The 423-nt window shown below is 57.0% G+C and carries 1 protein-coding gene and 1 pseudogene; both read left to right on the top strand.

The genetic code is table 11. The annotated features are described in order from the left end of the window. A pseudogene (locus EN780_RS41260) lies at positions 1–117 on the top strand (histidine/lysine/arginine/ornithine ABC transporter ATP-binding protein); the annotation flags it as partial. 40 nt (positions 118–157) lie between these two features. Next, positions 158–423 (top strand): transporter substrate-binding domain-containing protein (locus tag EN780_RS37970; RefSeq protein WP_128276674.1); only part of this gene is annotated, 266 nt, incomplete at its 3' end.

Below are 423 nucleotides of genomic sequence, written 5' to 3'. Positions count from 1 at the left end.
ATATTCCTGCACAAGGGTATCGTTGAGCAGGATGCCGTGCCGGAAGAACTGTTTCGAAATCCCGCATCCGAGGCGGTGAACCGGTTCCTATCCAGCGTTATTCCAACTGCCGCCTGATGGCGGCCATCAAACAGAAAGCAAAGAGGGGTAACTCAGAATGCTCGTAAAGAACACACTTCGCTTAATCTGCCTATCCGGCCTGATGGTGGCGGCGGCAATAAGCGTCGCATGGGCCGAGGACGGCGTCTTACGCGTGGGCACCGAAGGCGATGCCCCGCAGTTCAGCATGGCCGACGCCAACGGCAACGTTACCGGCTTCGACGCCGATATCGCCAACGGCATTTGCGCCCAGCTCAAGGTCAAATGCAAATTCGTGGTGCAGACGTTCAGTTCCTTGGTTCCGTCGATGGACAGCGATCGCTT

It is taken from the genome of Mesorhizobium sp. M4B.F.Ca.ET.089.01.1.1 (assembly GCF_004022605.1).
Taxonomy (GTDB): Bacteria; Pseudomonadota; Alphaproteobacteria; order Rhizobiales; family Rhizobiaceae; genus Mesorhizobium; species Mesorhizobium abyssinicae.
The sequence above is the reverse complement of the archived record's forward strand: the minus strand, read 5'-3'. Positions and strand labels throughout refer to the sequence as shown.